Annotated in this window: 17 protein-coding genes; 8 read left to right on the top strand and 9 right to left on the bottom strand. The window is 39.8% G+C overall.

Annotation, left to right across the window (positions count from 1 at the left end; all coding sequences use genetic code 11):
• Positions 1-21: 21 nt before the first annotated feature.
• Together BIZ36_RS05430 and BIZ36_RS05425 are read right to left on the bottom strand one after the other, a co-directional pair.
• Positions 22-2,991: an amidohydrolase family protein gene (locus tag BIZ36_RS05430; protein WP_187456857.1), complete on the bottom strand. Its 2,970-nt coding sequence runs from the start codon at positions 2,989-2,991 to the stop codon at positions 22-24.
• Positions 2,992-3,149: 158 nt separating this feature from the next.
• A complete protein-coding gene (locus tag BIZ36_RS05425) occupies positions 3,150-4,217 on the bottom strand; it encodes a DUF3810 domain-containing protein (protein ID WP_187456856.1) in 1,068 nt (355 codons plus the stop codon).
• A 150-nt stretch (positions 4,218-4,367) separates the two neighbouring features.
• Here BIZ36_RS05425 and BIZ36_RS05420 point away from each other — a divergent pair, with 150 nt between their 5' ends.
• The gene (locus BIZ36_RS05420) at positions 4,368-5,828 is read left to right on the top strand and encodes an aminoacyl-histidine dipeptidase (RefSeq protein ID WP_187456855.1); all 1,461 of its coding nucleotides are present in this window, start codon (positions 4,368-4,370) and stop codon (positions 5,826-5,828) included.
• 32 nt (positions 5,829-5,860) lie between these two features.
• Here BIZ36_RS05420 and BIZ36_RS05415 read toward each other — a convergent pair whose 3' ends face one another.
• From BIZ36_RS05415 to BIZ36_RS05400, 4 genes are all read right to left on the bottom strand, one after another.
• On the bottom strand, positions 5,861-6,217 hold the full coding sequence (locus tag BIZ36_RS05415) for a DUF805 domain-containing protein (protein WP_187456854.1): 357 nt from the start codon (positions 6,215-6,217) through the stop codon (positions 5,861-5,863).
• A 164-nt stretch (positions 6,218-6,381) separates the two neighbouring features.
• A complete protein-coding gene (locus BIZ36_RS21395; RefSeq protein ID WP_187456853.1) occupies positions 6,382-7,497 on the bottom strand; it encodes a peptidylprolyl isomerase in 1,116 nt (371 codons plus the stop codon).
• Positions 7,498-7,521: 24 nt separating this feature from the next.
• Positions 7,522-8,082: a gliding motility-associated peptidyl-prolyl isomerase GldI gene (gldI, locus tag BIZ36_RS05405; RefSeq protein WP_187456852.1), complete on the bottom strand. Its 561-nt coding sequence runs from the start codon at positions 8,080-8,082 to the stop codon at positions 7,522-7,524.
• A complete protein-coding gene (locus BIZ36_RS05400; RefSeq protein ID WP_187456851.1) occupies positions 8,079-9,101 on the bottom strand; it encodes a DHH family phosphoesterase in 1,023 nt (340 codons plus the stop codon). Before BIZ36_RS05400 ends, gldI begins: the two co-directional genes overlap by 4 nt.
• A gap of 74 nt (positions 9,102-9,175) precedes the next feature.
• Between BIZ36_RS05400 and BIZ36_RS05395 the strand changes: the two genes are divergently transcribed.
• Both BIZ36_RS05395 and BIZ36_RS05390 read left to right on the top strand, forming a co-directional pair.
• The gene (locus BIZ36_RS05395; protein ID WP_187456850.1) at positions 9,176-10,228 is read left to right on the top strand and encodes an alkaline phosphatase D family protein; all 1,053 of its coding nucleotides are present in this window, start codon (positions 9,176-9,178) and stop codon (positions 10,226-10,228) included.
• A 48-nt stretch (positions 10,229-10,276) separates the two neighbouring features.
• Positions 10,277-10,696: a nucleoside-diphosphate kinase gene (locus tag BIZ36_RS05390; RefSeq protein ID WP_187456849.1), complete on the top strand. Its 420-nt coding sequence runs from the start codon at positions 10,277-10,279 to the stop codon at positions 10,694-10,696.
• Between the two features lie 54 nt (positions 10,697-10,750).
• Here the strand turns inward: BIZ36_RS05390 and BIZ36_RS05385 are convergent, their stop codons facing one another.
• The 3 genes from BIZ36_RS05385 to recF are packed head-to-tail and all read right to left on the bottom strand — an operon-like array spanning position 10,751 to position 12,580.
• Positions 10,751-11,047, bottom strand: coding sequence for a DciA family protein (locus tag BIZ36_RS05385; protein WP_187456848.1), 297 nt, complete (start codon positions 11,045-11,047; stop codon positions 10,751-10,753).
• On the bottom strand, positions 11,047-11,481 hold the full coding sequence (locus tag BIZ36_RS05380; protein ID WP_187456847.1) for a hypothetical protein: 435 nt from the start codon (positions 11,479-11,481) through the stop codon (positions 11,047-11,049). The genes BIZ36_RS05385 and BIZ36_RS05380 overlap by 1 nt, the downstream gene beginning before the upstream one ends.
• 10 nt (positions 11,482-11,491) lie before the next feature.
• Positions 11,492-12,580: a DNA replication/repair protein RecF gene (recF, locus tag BIZ36_RS05375; protein ID WP_187456846.1), complete on the bottom strand. Its 1,089-nt coding sequence runs from the start codon at positions 12,578-12,580 to the stop codon at positions 11,492-11,494.
• A 115-nt stretch (positions 12,581-12,695) separates the two neighbouring features.
• Here recF and BIZ36_RS05370 point away from each other — a divergent pair, with 115 nt between their 5' ends.
• From BIZ36_RS05370 to BIZ36_RS05350, 5 genes are all read left to right on the top strand, one after another.
• Positions 12,696-13,463 carry a tetratricopeptide repeat protein gene (locus BIZ36_RS05370; protein WP_187456845.1) on the top strand — a complete coding sequence of 256 codons (768 nt, stop codon included), beginning with the start codon at positions 12,696-12,698 and terminating at the stop codon, positions 13,461-13,463.
• Entirely contained in the window at positions 13,463-13,945 is a 483-nt protein-coding gene (ribH, locus tag BIZ36_RS05365; protein WP_187456844.1) for a 6,7-dimethyl-8-ribityllumazine synthase, read from the top strand. The genes BIZ36_RS05370 and ribH overlap by 1 nt, the downstream gene beginning before the upstream one ends.
• 152 nt (positions 13,946-14,097) lie before the next feature.
• A complete protein-coding gene (locus tag BIZ36_RS05360; protein WP_222937266.1) occupies positions 14,098-14,391 on the top strand; it encodes a hypothetical protein in 294 nt (97 codons plus the stop codon).
• Positions 14,391-16,247, top strand: coding sequence for a DNA mismatch repair endonuclease MutL (gene mutL / locus BIZ36_RS05355; RefSeq protein ID WP_187456842.1), 1,857 nt, complete (start codon positions 14,391-14,393; stop codon positions 16,245-16,247). Before BIZ36_RS05360 ends, mutL begins: the two co-directional genes overlap by 1 nt.
• Positions 16,248-16,982, top strand: a complete 735-nt coding sequence (locus BIZ36_RS05350; protein WP_187456841.1) for a rhomboid family intramembrane serine protease — start codon at positions 16,248-16,250, stop codon at positions 16,980-16,982.
• Position 16,983: the final 1 nt, after the last annotated feature.

Below are 16,983 nucleotides of genomic sequence, written 5' to 3'. Positions count from 1 at the left end.
TTTTGGTTACCTGAAACCTGCCTACTCGTGATGGTCGTTCAAACTTCCGGTATCACAATGCATTAATACTTTTTTCTTTAAAGCAGGTTGTTGTGTTTTTTTACCTCCTTGTTTTTCCAACAGCATCTGGTTTATTAGTTTGGCCCGCTCTTTTTCTACTGCCTCTCGCATCTTTCTATCGGTTTCCAAATCAAAATAAACAGCACCATCAATTATGGTTTTTTCCGCTTTTGCATATATAGATAAGGGATTATGGGACCACAGTACCAAATCGGCATCTTTACCTTCCTTGATACTACCTGTTCTATCCTCCAAATGCAGTAGTTTTGCCGGATTGATAGTTACCATCTTCCAAGCTTCCAGTTCTGTCATCCCACCATACTTAATGGTCTTGGCCGCTTCTTGATTAAGTCTACGGATCATTTCTGCATCATCACTGTTGATTGCGACTGTTACCCCCTGCTCTTGCATAATGGCCGCGTTATAGGGAATAGCATCGTTCACCTCAAACTTATAAGCCCACCAATCTGAAAAAGTTCCACCACCTACACCATGTTCCTTCATCTTATCGGCTACTTTGTACCCTTCTAAAATATGGGTGAAGGTATTGACCCTAAAACCGAATTTTTCGGCCACCTTCATCATCATATTAATTTCACTCTGTACGTAACTGTGACAACTTATAAATCGTTCGCCTCTTATAATTTCGGCCAAGGTTTCCATTTCCACATCGTATCGTACGGATTCTCCTCTGGCCTTGGCATCCATGTACTCCTTAGCCCGTTGAAAGTAATTGTCAAAAACCTGCTCCACCCCCATTCTAGTTTGAGGAAAACGGCTGTAACTACCCCAATTACTCTGTTTAACGTTTTCCCCCAAAGCGAATTTGATGAATTTGGGGGTATTGCTATAAACCATTTTTTCAGGACGTTCTCCCCATTTCAATTTCATGATGGCAGACTGACCACCGATAGGGTTCGCGGACCCGTGAAGTAACTGTAAACTGGTAACGCCACCAGCAAGGGCGTGATAAATACCTTTGTCTTCATAGTCCACCAAATCTTCCATTTTTACCTCTGCCGAAGAGTTTTGACCTGCCTCATTCACGGCGAGAGCCGCGATATGACTGTGTTCATCAATAATACCGGCACTTAGGTGCTTTCCGGTAGCATCGATGACCTTAGCTCCACCGGCCTTGAGATCCTTTCCAATTTTTTCTATTTTGCCGTTCTTGACCAAAACATCGGTATGCTCCAAAATACCGGCATCTTCACTGGTCCACACGGTGGCATTTTTAAACAACATGGTTTGTTGTTTTGGCAAGGAAGTATTTCCATAGGCAATATTGGGAAATGTGACGGGAACCATTTCCGGAACTTCCGGCTGGTCTTTTTCTTTGCCCGCGAAAGCTTTCGTTCTTACTGCCTTAAAAGTGGTTTCTTTACCATTGGAAATAACTGCCTTACCTTCTAAATTATTGCTATCTCCACTAATTGCTCCGCTTAAACGATAGGTAGCTCCATTTTCATTGTTTACCAACGACATTACTAGCCAATCATTTTTATAATCCAGCTTGGTGTTCAGTTTTAGCGTATCTTTTTTTACTTCTGCCTTTGGCTGTAATACTTCACCCGAAATACTTAACTGAAATGAATCGGTTCCAATGGCCAAATCATAATCGCCACGAAGGTCTTTTTGGTTGATATCATTGACCACGTGCTTTTGGCCTTGTACCCAATTTTCGTATAACAAAGTTCCATCTTCAAAAATATCCCCTGAAGTAATCAAAAAATTAGCGTAACGACCCGCTTCCAAAGTTCCCAAACTTTCGGTTTTCCCTAAAATCTGAGCTGGAATGACAGTCAATGCCTCGAGGGCTTTTTCCTTTGATAGTCCATAAGCAATGGCCCTCTTAATTTTATCCTTAAAATCTACGGTCGATTTTAGTCCGTGCAGGGTAAGTGAAAACGGAATTCCATTTTCCGCCATAATTTTTGGATTGGCAGGCGCTTGATTCCAATTTCGCATATCGGCTAAAGAAACATATTTGGTCGTATATGGGTCAGAAACATCATAGGCATCCGGAAAATTCAAAGGCAACACCAAGGTTGTATTCGCAGCCTTTATATCGGCCACTCTTTCATATTCGTCACCGCCTCCTAAAGCAATGTATTGTATACCGAATTTATCTCCGATTCCGTCAGCTCTTAGAACATTGCCCTTATCACCTGCCTCAAAAATTTGTACCAAAGAATTGTTGCTGTTAAGAGCTTCTAGGGAACGGTCTTTGGTCTCACTCTTGCCCTGGGCGTACCAATCTGCATCATAGTACATTTGACGCAATAGAGCCATACTTCCCATCAATGAGGTAGGATAGGCCTGCCTGTGGGCGATACTTTTATTGAAGGAAAAATATTGGGCAGAACGGTCATCCAAAATGCGCTCTGCATCTCCTTCTTTTCCATTGAGTGCAACCAATACACCGGTTCCGCGGGCAATACCATCATGGCGGTGGGTGTTGACAACGCCGAAACCAACCTCCCGTAAATTTTTGGCAGTAGATTCATCGTAAACAAAGGAATTGACCGCATCAAATTCTGGCATTATATGGTCGTTCCAGTAATAACCTTGGCGTGAAGGCTCATATTCGGCAGAGCGACCTCCTTCTTTGCTTTTTTCCGGTTTGGCAACACCAAATTCTGAGAAAACATCTATGAATGAAGGGTAAATCCATTTTCCGGCAACATCAACCTGAACGGTATTGGCGGGGATTTTTACCGATTTTCCCACTTGCACAACCTTTCCTTTCTTTATCAAAAGAGTACCATTCTCAATGACATTGGAAGGTGAGACATAAATTTTAGCATTGACTATGGCCGTATAATTATTGTTTTGTGATTTTACCTGGGTGTTATCAGGAAAATATTCTTGAGATGAGAGCCTGCTCAAACCTAGAATGAGAAGGATTACAAAAGCAAAGGATTTGTTCATATAGTTGATTCTAAAAAGAAAGCTCTAAAAATAAAGAAAGGCCAAGGAAACAGGAAATGTTTTAAGAGGCTAAGATGACTTTTTCTCAATTGGTAAAAACAGACAAGCTGAACTGCTGATACCAAAAGTACTTGAATACAATTTCAAGAAATCCATTTTTAAAGCGGATGTTTTTCATGATAGCCCACCATCAACTCTACAATTTTACTGTAGCTTTCTATGCCATCTTTTTGCTGATTGGCTTTTAAAAAGGTATTGAAAATTGACTTGAATATGGGCTCAAAAGGGTTTTGGTACTTTTGATTAAACTCGTATAACTCCCTATAATTCTCTCTCACTCCCTGATTTACCCCGTCAAAAATCTCATTGAACACAGCTTCATCATATCGTTTTACAGCACTTAAGCAGTGGCTTAATCCATAAGCGTAGGCAGAATATTGAAAGTAAATATCTTCACTTTTCATGGTCATATAGTAGCCAATAAAATTGGTTTCATTCTCCTTGGCGTAACCAACTTGGTGTCCTACCTCGTGCGCGGCTACCACTGGAAATCTAAAAACGGGAGTTTTAGCGTTCACTTGGGCCTCATTGGTAAAAGGATTCAAATAGCCACCAATGCCCAAATAACAAGAAAGCAAACTAAAAACAGACTTTTTTAAACTTGCATTTTTATACTGCAAGAAAGTAGTTTCACCTGAGTTTTGGTGGTATTCTGCAATTGTTTTCTCAAAGATTTCGTTTCGGGTGTAAGGCACTTGTACCATGGTGATGGTATCGCCGGTAATTTCCTCTTGGAGCAGGTTCACCTTCTTTACCAGTTGCCGACTTAATTTCAGAACTTCGGCGGTTTGCACGGAATCCTTAATAGCAAAATTTTTGGCTAACGGTTTGCGATAGTAGTTTAGCCCCCACACCAAATTGAAAGTGAAATAGAACACGGACAATACCAAAATTATATCCCTCAAAAAAAATAAGGGTTTCAACTTAATTTGTTTCAAGTTCTGTACGAGGTATGTCAGACCTAGAATTAGTATTGCGGCGTAAATCAAATCGCCAATGGAAAAGGGCAACCAACCAAATAACACTCTAAAAAACCGGCTTATATACGGATAAATACCATTGCTATAGTACGTTTCAATCCACTCAGAATGCCCTGCCAACCACATAACCAAAATGATTTGAAGAATTAGACTTAGGGCAATGTAATTCTTTAACTTATTGTTCAAAGTGAAACTTATCGGTTATTATTTTAACATTCGATTTCAAATTTTGCATTCATCTAATTCTAGATGACCACACAAAGCTCTAACAAAATTAACCAATAATGCACGCATGCCAATTGGAGAGTATGTATTTTTGTGCCCTAAAATTGGATTATGAGCAACGAAATAAGAGAATTATCCCCTAAACCGGTCTGGAACAAATTTGCCGATTTAAATGCCGTACCGCGCCCCTCTAAAAAAGAGGAACGCGTAATTGAATTCATGATGAATTTTGGCAATTCTCTCGGGTTGGAAACCTTTAAGGACGAAGTAGGCAATGTTATCATAAGAAAGCCTGCCACACCCGGAATGGAAGATAGAAAAATGGTGACCCTACAATCACATTTAGATATGGTGCACCAAAAAAATAACGATACCGTTTTCAATTTTGACGAACAGGGCATTGAAATGTTCATTGCCGATGATTGGGTAAAGGCTAAGGGAACTACACTAGGTGCCGATAATGGTATGGGAGTTGCCGCTATCATGGCGCTTTTGGAAAGTACCGATATTGCGCATCCGCCAATGGAGGCCTTATTTACCATTGACGAAGAAACCGGAATGACCGGTGCCATGGGACTCAAAGGTGGGGTTTTACAGGGTGAAATCTTATTGAATCTGGATACTGAAGAAGATGATGAAATCGATATTGGCTGTGCTGGAGGTATCGATGTGACCGCCACTAGAAGCTATAGCCAAAAACCTACACCAAGAGCCACTGTTGGGCTTGAAATTACCGTCAAAGGCTTGCAAGGTGGACATAGCGGTATTGAAATACATAAAGGCCTGGGCAATGCCAATAAAATCATGAACCGTATTTTATACAACGCATCCAATCAATTTATGATGCGTATCGCTGAGATTGAAGGCGGAAGTCTGCGCAATGCTATCCCAAGAGAAAGTGTTACCGTAGTCGCCTTGTTAAAATCTCAATTAGATGCTTTCAAGAAGGATTTTGAAGCATGGGCACAAACTATAAAGGAGGAACTTAAATTTATAGAACCAAACTTGGAGATAGGTTTGAAAGAAACCAAATTACCCAAACAAGTGATGGGTTTAGGTGCTCAAGAACGCTTACTACAGGCCCTATATACGGCGCATAACGGAGTTTACGCCATGAGTCCCGCTATACCCGATTTAGTGGAAACCTCCAATAATGTGGCCAAAGTGGTAGTTAAAAACGGAAAAGTAAAAATAGGCTGCTTAACACGTTCATCGGTAGACTCGGCAAAAATGGATTTGGCTCACGCTCTAAAAAGTGCATTTGAATTGGCCAAGTGCAATGTAAACTTCAGTGGTACCTACCCTGGTTGGTCACCCAATCCAAATTCCAAAATATTGGAAGTTGCTAAAAATAAGTATACTGAGTTGTTTAAGAAGGAACCTAAAGTAATTGCTTGTCACGCGGGGCTCGAGTGCGGAATTTTAGGTCAAAATTATCCTGAAATGGATATGATCAGTTTTGGCCCTACCATTTTAGGAGCACACTCTCCGGATGAGCGGGTGAGTATTATGTCAGTTCAGAAATTCTGGAAATTTTTGCTTGAGGTTATAAAAGATACGCCCAAGAAATAAAAAAAGGGTCGGCCATTGGCCGACCCTCCTATTTAAACTTTCTGTAAACTTGGAGCTTCATCCGCTTTTGGATTCGGTCCCCATTTGTTTTCATGTGGTTCGCTATCGCAACATGCCAAATAGAGATTATAGAAAGGCACTAAAATGAACCATCCGCTTTTTCCTACATCATGCATTCTTCTAACACCCACCCCAATAGCCGGAAGTAAAACGGCAAAAGAATAGATCAATGATACTACAAACAATATGGGAGCCTCAGCTACCACTGCCAAAATCTGTAGTCCGTAGGAAATCAACATATTAAATAGAAAGAACATCCAATATTCTTTTCTTCTCGCTCTTCCTTCAAAATTCACGTAGTTCTGCCATACTTTAAAGTACCAATTCATAAAATTTAAGATTTAGGGTTTTAATGAAATGAATAAACGGCACTAATACCGTACTAGTATTTTTTTTAGATGAACTGCATTATTTTCATAAATCCCGTAAAGTCTTAAAACGAAAAAAACCTCGCGACTGCGAGGTTTTACTATATCATAACATGCAAGAAATATTATTCTGCGATTCCGGTAATTTCAAGGTCGAACACCAAGCTGGCATTTGGTGGTATAGGTCCAGAACCCTGAGGGCCGTAACCTAAATGAGAAGGAATAAAAATACGTTTCTTATCTCCCACCTTCATATTTAAAAGGCCTTCTTTAAATCCTGCTATAAGACCTGCATCTGGACTATAATCCATTGGTAACGGATTGTAACCGCCGCCCAACTTTCTTCTTTCATCAAACTTGTTGTATTTAACGGCCACATCCTCATAATTACTGTCGAACAAGGTACCATCTTCCAAATACCCGGCATAGTGAACCAAAACTTTACTACCTATAACAGGTTTTTCGCCTTCACCCTCTTTTAATGTTTTGATTTTTAGTCCGGATGGCAATTCCTCTGCTTCAGCTTTTTCTTTTTCAAGCGAGGTTACAAAATCAGCCTTCATTTTTTCAAAGGCAGCAATTTTAGCTTCCTCCTCGGCAAAATAGTCACTCATTACCTGAACGGCATCAAACTTTTTGGCTGCTTTTCCGTTTCTTACGATCGCTACCTTGTTCATTACAATTTCGGAAATAGGTCTATCCTTCGAAACTGGATCTTGCGAAGTTTCTACATTGGCAATGGTATCTACCACATCCAAACCTTCAACCACTTCCCCAAAAACAGTATGTCTTCCGTTTAGAAAAGGAGTAGGTTTGTGGGTAATGAAAAACTGACTACCATTCGTTTTGGGACCACTGTTGGCCATAGAAAGAATACCTTTTTTATTATGCAAAAGGCTATCATTAAATTCATCCTTAAATTTATAACCAGGATTACCCCTACCTGTCCCCGTTGGGTCTCCACCTTGAATCATAAAATCTTTGATTACGCGGTGAAAAATAATTCCATCATAATAGGGCTTATCCTTCAAACTGTCTGTAACAAAGGGGCTTTTGCCTTCTGCCAAAGAAACAAAATTAGCTACGGTAACCGGTGTTTTTTCGTATTCCAGCTTAACGATAATATCGCCTTTATTGGTTTGAATATCTGCAAAAAGGCCATCGCCCAGTTCTGCATATTGACTTTTACATCCTGCCAAAATAACACCTAGAACAAGTACGATTGCATACGCTTTTTTCATTGCTTACTAATTTGGGTTTTAATTCTATTTATTAATTGATAATTCTTGAGGCTCCTGCTCAATTTTGAGAATTGACAACTTGACCTTTAAGGGAACGTTCACCCCTATTTTATTATTATCTCCATGATAGCCAAATCCTAAGGAAGAAGGAAAAAAGAAAACAGCTGTCTCGCCCTCCTTTAACAGTTTAACACTATTCCTTAATCCTGGGAAAAGCTCTTGCTTATCTACCTTATAGGTAACTGTGCCAATCTCCGGAGCACTGTAAATAGTATCATTCTCAAAACTGTAAATTTCGAATTGCATGGTGACCAAATCATCTGGACGGGGAGTTGGTACGTCTTGGTCGTTTTCCACTTCGTAATAATACCAAGAACCTGATGCAGAATTTTTATACTCGTGAAGGGAATCCTTTGCTATGATAGACTGAATATGTTTTTCCTCCTGTGCCAAAAGCTCTTTGTTTCTTTCTACCGATTCCTTAAAAAAACTACCGGTCTTTACCTCTACAGGTCTTCTAGGCTCAGGCCCACCGCAACCGGCGAGTAGTAGTGCAAACAAAGTCAAAAGAGTTAAACTTCTCATACGGCAAGCTGATTTTTATAGTCCTCCAACAAAGATTCAAAATGCAATGCAGTTTCTTGCAAAGATCTTTCACTTCTTCCGCCAGCGGCATTATTATGTCCTCCTCCGTTAAAATGGCTTCTAGCAAATTCGTTCACTGAAAAATCTCCGATAGACCGAAATGATATTTTTATAATGCCCTCTTCCTTGTTTTCTATAAAAATGACGGCAAAATTAATTCCCTCCAAGGTGAGGCCATAATTGACAAATCCTTCCGTATCTCCCTTCTGATAATTATGGGCATCCAGTTCATCTTGGCTTAGTGTGATGTAGGCGGTTTTAAACTGCTCCAGAATTTTCATGTTGTTAAGGGCTACTCCTAACAATTTAAGCCTAGCGAGAGTATTGGTATCAAAGACCCTATGATGAATCTCGGTATTTTCTGCTCCCCGATCAATTAAATCGGCAACAATTCGGTGAGTTTCTCCTGTGGTAGACCTAAATTTAAAAGACCCTGTATCCGTCATTATCCCCGTGTAAAGGCAATTTGCCATCTCAGAGGTAATCTTATCCACACCATCTATCGCCTCAATAAAGTTATAGACCATTTGGCAGGTAGAGCTCATTTCTACATCAGAGTACATTATTTTTGCATAGTCTGATGGAGCTTGATGGTGATCGATCATCACAAACTGAATTTTCGTTGCTGCTTCTGCAAGCGGCTCCTCCAACTGACCCACCCTGCCCAAGTGATTAAAATCCAACGTAAAGACCACTGTAGCATTTTCTATTTTATTCCTACACTGATGATTTTCCTTCTCAAAATTCAAAATTTGGTCACTTCCTGGCATCCATTTTAAAAACTTTGGGTAGTCATTTGGAACTATGACGGTGGCATCCTGACCTCTATTTTGCAAAAAATGCCATAGAGCCAATGTAGAACCAATAGCATCGCCATCAGGATTTTTGTGCGGTATAATTACCATTTTTTGCGGGGTGGAAAGTAGTTCTTTAACCGCTTGTACTGTCTCCAAATTCATGCGCGCAAAGATACAATTTATTAATATAGAGAAAATGTACAATGGGCTATTTTTGCAGTAGTAAATATGGGCCAATGAAATACCACATACTCTCTATTGTCATCCTAACAACACTTTTCTTTTCCTGTAGCGCTAAAAAAGAATTGGTGACTGTTGCACCAAATAGGGCTACAAGCACTCAATTTCCATCCCATTTTAATTTGGCTTTTGGTTCGTGCAATAAGCATGATGAACCCAATAACCTTTGGGACGATATTCTAGTTTCAAACCCCGATGTTTGGATCTGGGGTGGGGATATTGTTTATTCGGACACCTATAATATGAAAAAGCTGAGAAGGCTTTACAACAAACAAAACAGCGTTGCCGGCTACGCAGCATTGAAAAGCAAAGTTCCGGTTATTGGCACCTGGGACGACCATGATTACGGTGTAAACGACAGTGGCACAGATTATAGTAAAAAGAACGAAAGTCAGCAAGAACTACTCAACTTTTTAGGGGTACCTGAAGATAGCCCCAGAAGAAAACAAGAAGGTATTTATTCCTCGCATGAATACAAAATGGCTAAAGGCTCACTTAAAATAATTGTATTGGATACCCGCTATTTTCGAACTTCCCTTACTCCTAGTAAGCTAACAGGCAAAAGATACGAAGCCGATAATAAAAAAGATGCCACCATCTTGGGCGCACAGCAATGGAAATGGCTTGAGAATGAATTGACCAATTCCGAAGCGGATTTTAACGTGATAGTAAGCAGTATTCAAGTTTTGTCTTCTGAACATGGTTTTGAAACTTGGGGGAATTTTCCCGAGGAAGCCAAAAAATTAATGGAGGTTATTGCAACGTCCAAAGCTAATGGCGTAATCATTCTTTCCGGCGACAGACATATTTCAGAGTTTTCTAAAATTGATCTAGAAGAATTGAACTACCCCTTAATTGATTTTACCAGTAGCGGCCTAACCCACTCTTATGATGGTTTTAATGGGGAACCCAATCCATATCGCATCGGTAACGTGGTTTCAAAAAAAAGTTTTGGATTGCTTGGGTTTAATTTTGAAACCAGACAAGTGCAAATGCAAATCAAAGGTGATAACGGAACTATTTTACAAGAACTGGAACAAACCTATTAATTATTGCCCATTGTTGAATAAAGCTTATTTTTGCAAAAAATTAAAAACATGACTACAAACAGAACATTTACAATGATCAAGCCAGATGCCGTTGAAAAAGGGCATATTGGAGCTATTTTAGAAAAAATATCAGCTGCTGGTTTCAAGATCGTTGCAATGAAATATACGCAATTGAGCACAAGAGATGCCCAAGAGTTTTACGCCATACATAAGGAAAGACCATTTTTTGGCGAGTTGGTAGAATTCATGACAAGAGGCCCCATTGTAGCTGCCATCTTGGAAAAGGACAATGCCGTAGAGGATTTTAGAGCGCTTATTGGTGCCACCAACCCGGCGGAGGCTGCGGAAGGAACCATAAGAAAAATGTTCGCTACGGACATAGCTGAAAATGCGGTACACGGATCGGATAGTGATGAAAATGCTGCCATAGAAGGAGCTTTCCACTTTTCAGGTCGCGAAATATTCTAATTGCCCCCAACTGAGGTATAAATTTCAAAGCCTTCACGACATGTGAAGGCTTTTTTATCTCAACACCAGTTTCTTTACCAATTCCCGCCCCAAATCTTCATTGAGCATAGTTATAATCTTGGACTTGCCCAAACTCAATTCTTCTCGGAGCACGGAAGAGGAGAGTCCAACAAATAGGGTGTCTCCCCTAAGTTCTACTGTACTGGTATAGTTATTTACCCCGTTGCCCATCAAATTTTTCCAAGCCTCACGTACATCAACTTTGTCCATTCCAGGCTGTAGTCGGTTTTCTTTAATAAACTCGTTTAAGGCTTCACCCATACTTAGGTTGTCATTTTTTCTTTTCGCCATTATTTGGGTATTGAAATGGGTTCAAATCTTTTGTAATCATAGGTAATGCCATCCTCATTTATAACAGTAAAGGAATTTTTTTGAAGGGTCATTAATTTTTCTGACCATTGCGTTAGGTCCGTTTCATAATGCATCCAAAAGTCCCCGTTTTTTTCCAAAATGGCAAAGCTTTCCAAATCGTTGGTTGTCACGTAACTACCTTGGAGATTGGGACTCATTTTTTTTCTATATCCCTTTAATTCTTCCAAATGAATAAAGTCTACATTGGTATTGGCAGTATATTCCTTTACGCTGCCATCTGGCAAGATCACCTTTTCTATTTCCCAGTAACCGTTCAATTGATTTAGTTCTTCTTTTTTAATTCCTTCAGAACAACCAAAAATTAGAACGAACACCAGGAACGAAAATAAAAGCCTCAATTTTTTCAACATCATTTATAATTTATTAGGCCGCCCCAATGGGGAACATTTTATAAGATTGGTGTATCTGTTTTACAATGGTTTCCGTGCGATCGGCATGCGTATCACTAATAAATATTTGACCAAAATTATCGTTGTTCACCAAATTGATAATATGCGCCACCCGATATTCATCCAATTTATCAAAAATATCGTCTAAAAGTAATATAGGTGTACTGTTAGACTGTTCTTTTATAAACTGAAATTGCGCAAACTTTAGAGCGATCAAAAAAGACTTTTGCTGCCCTTGACTGCCGAATTTTTTAATAGGATGACCATGAATCTCAAAACTCAAATCATCCTTATGGATGCCCACCGAAGTGTACTGCAAAGCTTTATCCTTTTCAAGATTATCTTCCAAAAGCTGTATCAATCCACTATGAAGTAATTTGCTTTCATACACTAAGGAAACCTGTTCCTTTCCTCCGGTTATAATTTCATGTTGCTCCTGAAAAATAGGGACAAAGCGCTCTAGAAACAGCTTTCTTTTTTTAAATATTTCTGTACCATAATCGTTCAACTGATCATTGTATACAGCTAGTGTAGTAGAATCAAAGGTACGGTTCGCTGCAAAATACTTCAATAACGAATTTCTTTGGGCCAGCACTTTATTGTACTTCAATAAGTTTTGCAGATACGCCTTGTCTGATTGTGAAATGACCCCATCCATAAATTTACGTCTGGTTTCACTTCCCTCGATGATTAGGTCCCTATCCGCGGGAGAAATCATGACCATTGGCAACAGACCAATATGATCGGCCAATCGGTCATAAATTTTACCATTTCTTTTCATGACCTTTTTGGTACCCTTTTTTAAACTACAGACCACTTTCTCCTCCCGTTCACCCTTTTCAAATTCTCCATTGATCACAAAAAACTCTTCTCCATGTTTAATGTTTTGGGAAGATACAGGGTTAAAATAACTCTTTCCAAAAGCCAAATGGTAAATGGCATCTAGCACATTAGTTTTACCTATACCATTGGCCCCTACAAAACAGTTGATTTTATCATCAAGCTGAAAATCTCTTGAATCAAAATTCTTGTAATTGATAAGGAAAAGTTTTTTTAAAATCATGGAACTACTTGGGGGTTTTAGTGCTTGAATCTATCGAAACATCAAAAATAACGAATAAATACCCTTTAGGTTTTAGATAAAAATTTTATTTTTGCGCGACCTATAAAATAAGAAGATGGCCACATATAAAAAGCGCGGATTTAAACCTCAAAACAAAGTTGAAGAGCAAGTTGTTGAAGAACAGGAAAGCGCAACGGCAGAAGTATTTAGTACGTTAGATGAAAGTGCCTCTAAAACGGAGGAATGGGTTGCCTCAAACCAAAACTATATTTTAGGTTTCATTGGTGTAATTGCCGTAGCCGTATTGGGCTATCTAGCTTACGTACAGTTTGTAGAAAAACCAAAGGAAGCAAGCGCTACCAATGAAATGTACTACCCACAACAGTATTTTGACCAAGCGATAAATAGCACTACCGCCAAAGATTCTCTCTATAATTTGGCTTTAAACGGAGCCGAAGGAAAATACGGCTTTCTGGATATTATTGATGAATATAGTGGGACCCAAGCGGCCAACCTTGCCAACTATTCTGCTGGCATGGCTTACTTGAACATGCAAAAGTACCAAGAGGCCATTACTCATTTAGAGGATTTTAAATCTGAGGATGATATCTTGGGCGCATTAGCCAAAGGTGGTGTGGGCGATGCTTTTATGCAATTGGGCCAACCAGAAGATGCTTTGGATTATTATGAAAAAGCGTTGAACCATAGCGACAACAACTTTACGGCACCAAAATTCCTTTATAAAGCAGGCGTTACTGCTCTTGATTTAGGTGATAAATCAAAAGCTTTAAACTATTTTGAACAGATAAAGGAGAAATACGCTTCTTCTGCGGAAGCAACTACTGTAGATGCCTTCATAGGCATGGCTAAAAGTTCTAAATAATGGCCACCGAAAATAAAAACCTATCCGTTTACGATAAGGAAACCATACCCAATGCCAAAGCCCTTCGCTTTGGTATTGTAGTTTCTGAATGGAACGATGAAATTACCGAAGGCCTTTACAATGGTGCCCATGAAGCCCTATTGGATTGTGGAGCCTTGGAAAAAAACATTGTTAGATGGAATGTACCTGGCAGTTTTGAACTTACCTTCGGGAGTAAAAAATTGGCCGCTACAAAAAAACTGGATGCCATTATAGCTATTGGAAGTGTCATTCAGGGTGAGACCAAACACTTTGATTTTGTATGTAGCGCCACCGCACAGGGAATTAAAGACCTGAACGTGCAATTGGATATTCCAGTGATCTTTTGCGTTTTAACGGACAACAACATACAACAGTCACGTGAGCGCAGTGGAGGAAAACACGGCAACAAAGGTACGGAGGCCGCTATCGCTGCCATAAAAATGGCTACCCTAGGGAAATAATTCCTGAATTTTTCTTACTTCTATTGTTTTCATTTTATATAGAATTAAGTAGACCTTACCATTTGAGCTGCCCACACTCGACGTTTTAACAAATTTTGGCGTTGGCTATGGGGCATATTTTTTGATTTTAAGTACCTTTGAAAATCATGGGAATGCTCAGTAAATTCACGAAACTCAAGCGAAATAAGAAGTTTGAATACGCTCCTCGTTACTATGACGATAAGGGTAAGGGCAGCCCATTTAAAATGGAAGCTAAATTTGATAAGTACAGAACTACCCTCAATACCCCTCGTGGTCTAAAAGGGAAGTTCAGTAGTGCCATGGACGATATGAAGCGGGAAGGAGACCGCAATCTCAAAATAAGAATGGCCATTATCATTGGTATTTTAGTTCTCATTGCTTTGTTTATCCTAGATTTTGATCTTACAATATTCTTCCCTAACTAATGGCGGATATCATTAAACTTTTACCGGACCACGTTGCAAATCAAATTGCTGCTGGGGAGGTAGTACAGCGCCCTGCATCAGTGGTTAAAGAACTATTGGAAAATGCCTTGGATGCTGGTTCCACTACTATAAAGCTGATTGTAAAGGATGGTGGCAAAGCCTTGATCCAAGTAGTTGATGATGGGGTTGGAATGAGCGCTACCGATGCCCGACTTAGTTTTGAACGCCATGCCACAAGTAAAATCCAACAGGCAGAAGACCTTTTCAACCTTAACACCAAGGGGTTTAGGGGAGAGGCATTGGCCTCCATTGGAGCAATTGCCCATGTTGAAATGCAAACAAAACCGGAAGAGGAAGAGGTTGGCACCCACCTAAAAATGGAGGGTAGTAAAATTGTATTTCAAGAAGTGACCGTTACCCCCAAAGGCACGTCCATGGCGGTGAAAAATCTATTTTTCAATATCCCAGCGAGAAGGAACTTTCTTAAATCCAACCAAGTAGAATTAAGGCACATTACCGATGAATTTCATAGGGTAGCCTTGGCCCACCCAACAGTTTCCTTTCACTTTTATCATAACGGAAGTGAACTTTTCAATCTTCCTGCGGACAATTACCGTAAAAGAATTGTAAATATTTTCGGGTCCCGTACCAATGAAAAACTGGTGCCCGTAGATGAAGAAACCCCTATTGTTAAAATAAGCGGCTTCATAACCAAACCAGAATTTGCAAAGAAAAGCAGGGGCGAACAGTTTTTTTTCGTTAATAACCGATTTATAAAAAGCCCGTATCTGCATCACGCTGTGGTTTCGGCCTTTGAAGGCCTCATAAAACCAGATACTTTTCCAGGATACTTTCTTTATTTGGAAGTTGCGCCAGGATCCATTGACATTAACATTCACCCTACCAAAACCGAAGTTAAGTTTGATGATGAACATACCTTGTACGCTATTTTAAGGTCTACGGTAAAACATAGTTTGGGACAGTTCAATGTGGCACCTGCCCTCGATTTTGACCAAGATCCAAATCTGGATACCCCGTATGATTTTAAAAATAAATCTGCGGTTCAGCCACAAGTTACTGTAGATGCCAACTTCAATCCCTTTTCAGAAACGCCAAAGAAATCTAGCTCCTCCCCTACCTACTCGTACCAGCCCAAGGCCAGCAAGAACTGGGACAGCCTCTATGTGGGTATGGAATCTAAGATGGGGGGCAATGAACCTATAAACAGTATCAGTTTTGAATCTGAGGCCATTACAGGTTCCATTTTTGAAAACGAAAAGGAAGTACAGGAAACGGTGGCTACCACCTTTCAGATAAGAAGAAAATATATCGTTACCAGTATAAAGTCAGGAATGGTGGTAATTGACCAAAGTAGGGCACACCAGAGAGTGCTTTATGAAAAATTCCTGAAGAACAGCACCGTTAAGGATGCGGTGAGTCAGCAATTGTTATTTCCCCTTACCTTAACTTTTTCAAGGGCGGAGATTCATACATTAAAGGAAATCAAAGAAGTTTTGCTTTCTATTGGTTTTATCTTTGAAGATATGAAAGAGGATGCCATTACAGTGACAGGAATTCCGTTATTAGTGACAGAAAGTGAGGTTGGCATGATATTGGACCAATTGATATCTGACTATCAACAGGAAATTAATGGCGAAAGTTTTTCGCAGAGCGATATCCTTTCAAAAACATTGGCAAAGACATTGGCGGTAAAAACGGGAGAAATATTGGATAATCAGTCGCAAATAGCTTTGGTAAACGATTTATTTGCCTGTACCGATGCTACCGTAAGCCCGTTTAACAAACCAGTATACGTTACCATTACGGAAAACGACATCGATAAAAAATTTATTTAAATGAGAGGACTCACCGAAGCGGTAAAACATTTACTCATTATCAACATTTTGTTCTTCGTGGCTACCCAGCTATATGGCGACCAAATGTACGCTTGGTTTTCTTTGTGGTATCCAGAGAATCCCAATTTTGAGTGGTGGCAAATTTTCACCCATATGTTCATGCATGGCAATTTCATGCATATCCTTTTTAACATGTATGCCCTTTATGCTTTTGGCACCCCTCTTGAAAGAATGTGGGGACGCAACAAGTTCCTTTTCTTTTATTTTTCCGCTGGTCTAGGGGCGGCTTTACTGCATACCGGTGTCAATTATTATCTTTTTAATGATGGCCTACAAGCCTTACTCGATAGCGGTATAGGCAAGACTGAATTAATGCAAATTATCACGGATGGTAAATACAGCCCTTCATGGGAAACCGTGATCGGTCCGGACAAGGTAGATAGTTTTTTGAGTGCGTTTTCAACGCCGGCAGTAGGGGCCTCCGGAGCCATTTATGGTATTTTGGTTGCATTCGCCTTTACCTTTAGCGAAGCTGAACTCATGCTTATTTTTCTTCCTATCCCCATTAAAGCAAAATATTTTGTCCCTTTGTTGATTTTAGGGGATTTATTTTTTGGATTTACGGGAACTGCAACTGGTATTGCCCACTTTGCACATATTGGAGGTGCTCTTTTTGGATTCCTAATGATGTGGTACTGGAAGAAGAATCAGTTTAACAATAATCGTTGGAATTAAG

The sequence above is a fragment of the Cytophaga sp. FL35 genome, from assembly GCF_014349235.1.
Taxonomy (GTDB): Bacteria; Bacteroidota; Bacteroidia; order Flavobacteriales; family Flavobacteriaceae; genus Euzebyella.
Note: the sequence above shows the minus strand (reverse complement) of the source record. Positions and strands in the feature narration are given on the sequence as shown.

What these genes read in the sequence shown, in the direction of transcription:
- BIZ36_RS05420 (WP_187456855.1), top strand. Translation starts at nt 4,368, where the DNA reads ATGAGCAACGAAATAAGAGAATTATCCCCTAAACCGGTCTGGAACAAA.
- BIZ36_RS05430 (WP_187456857.1), bottom strand. Translation starts at nt 2,991, where the DNA reads ATGAACAAATCCTTTGCTTTTGTAATCCTTCTCATTCTAGGTTTGAGC.
- mutL (WP_187456842.1), top strand. Translation starts at nt 14,391, where the DNA reads ATGGCGGATATCATTAAACTTTTACCGGACCACGTTGCAAATCAAATT.
- ribH (WP_187456844.1), top strand. Translation starts at nt 13,463, where the DNA reads ATGGCCACCGAAAATAAAAACCTATCCGTTTACGATAAGGAAACCATA.
- gldI (WP_187456852.1), bottom strand. Translation starts at nt 8,082, where the DNA reads ATGAGAAGTTTAACTCTTTTGACTTTGTTTGCACTACTACTCGCCGGT.
- BIZ36_RS05400 (WP_187456851.1), bottom strand. Translation starts at nt 9,101, where the DNA reads ATGAATTTGGAGACAGTACAAGCGGTTAAAGAACTACTTTCCACCCCG.
- BIZ36_RS05390 (WP_187456849.1), top strand. Translation starts at nt 10,277, where the DNA reads ATGACTACAAACAGAACATTTACAATGATCAAGCCAGATGCCGTTGAA.
- BIZ36_RS05360 (WP_222937266.1), top strand. Translation starts at nt 14,098, where the DNA reads ATGCTCAGTAAATTCACGAAACTCAAGCGAAATAAGAAGTTTGAATAC.
- BIZ36_RS05395 (WP_187456850.1), top strand. Translation starts at nt 9,176, where the DNA reads ATGAAATACCACATACTCTCTATTGTCATCCTAACAACACTTTTCTTT.
- BIZ36_RS05385 (WP_187456848.1), bottom strand. Translation starts at nt 11,047, where the DNA reads ATGGCGAAAAGAAAAAATGACAACCTAAGTATGGGTGAAGCCTTAAAC.
- BIZ36_RS05370 (WP_187456845.1), top strand. Translation starts at nt 12,696, where the DNA reads ATGGCCACATATAAAAAGCGCGGATTTAAACCTCAAAACAAAGTTGAA.
- recF (WP_187456846.1), bottom strand. Translation starts at nt 12,580, where the DNA reads ATGATTTTAAAAAAACTTTTCCTTATCAATTACAAGAATTTTGATTCA.
- BIZ36_RS05415 (WP_187456854.1), bottom strand. Translation starts at nt 6,217, where the DNA reads ATGAATTGGTACTTTAAAGTATGGCAGAACTACGTGAATTTTGAAGGA.
- BIZ36_RS21395 (WP_187456853.1), bottom strand. Translation starts at nt 7,497, where the DNA reads ATGAAAAAAGCGTATGCAATCGTACTTGTTCTAGGTGTTATTTTGGCA.
- BIZ36_RS05350 (WP_187456841.1), top strand. Translation starts at nt 16,248, where the DNA reads ATGAGAGGACTCACCGAAGCGGTAAAACATTTACTCATTATCAACATT.
- BIZ36_RS05380 (WP_187456847.1), bottom strand. Translation starts at nt 11,481, where the DNA reads ATGATGTTGAAAAAATTGAGGCTTTTATTTTCGTTCCTGGTGTTCGTT.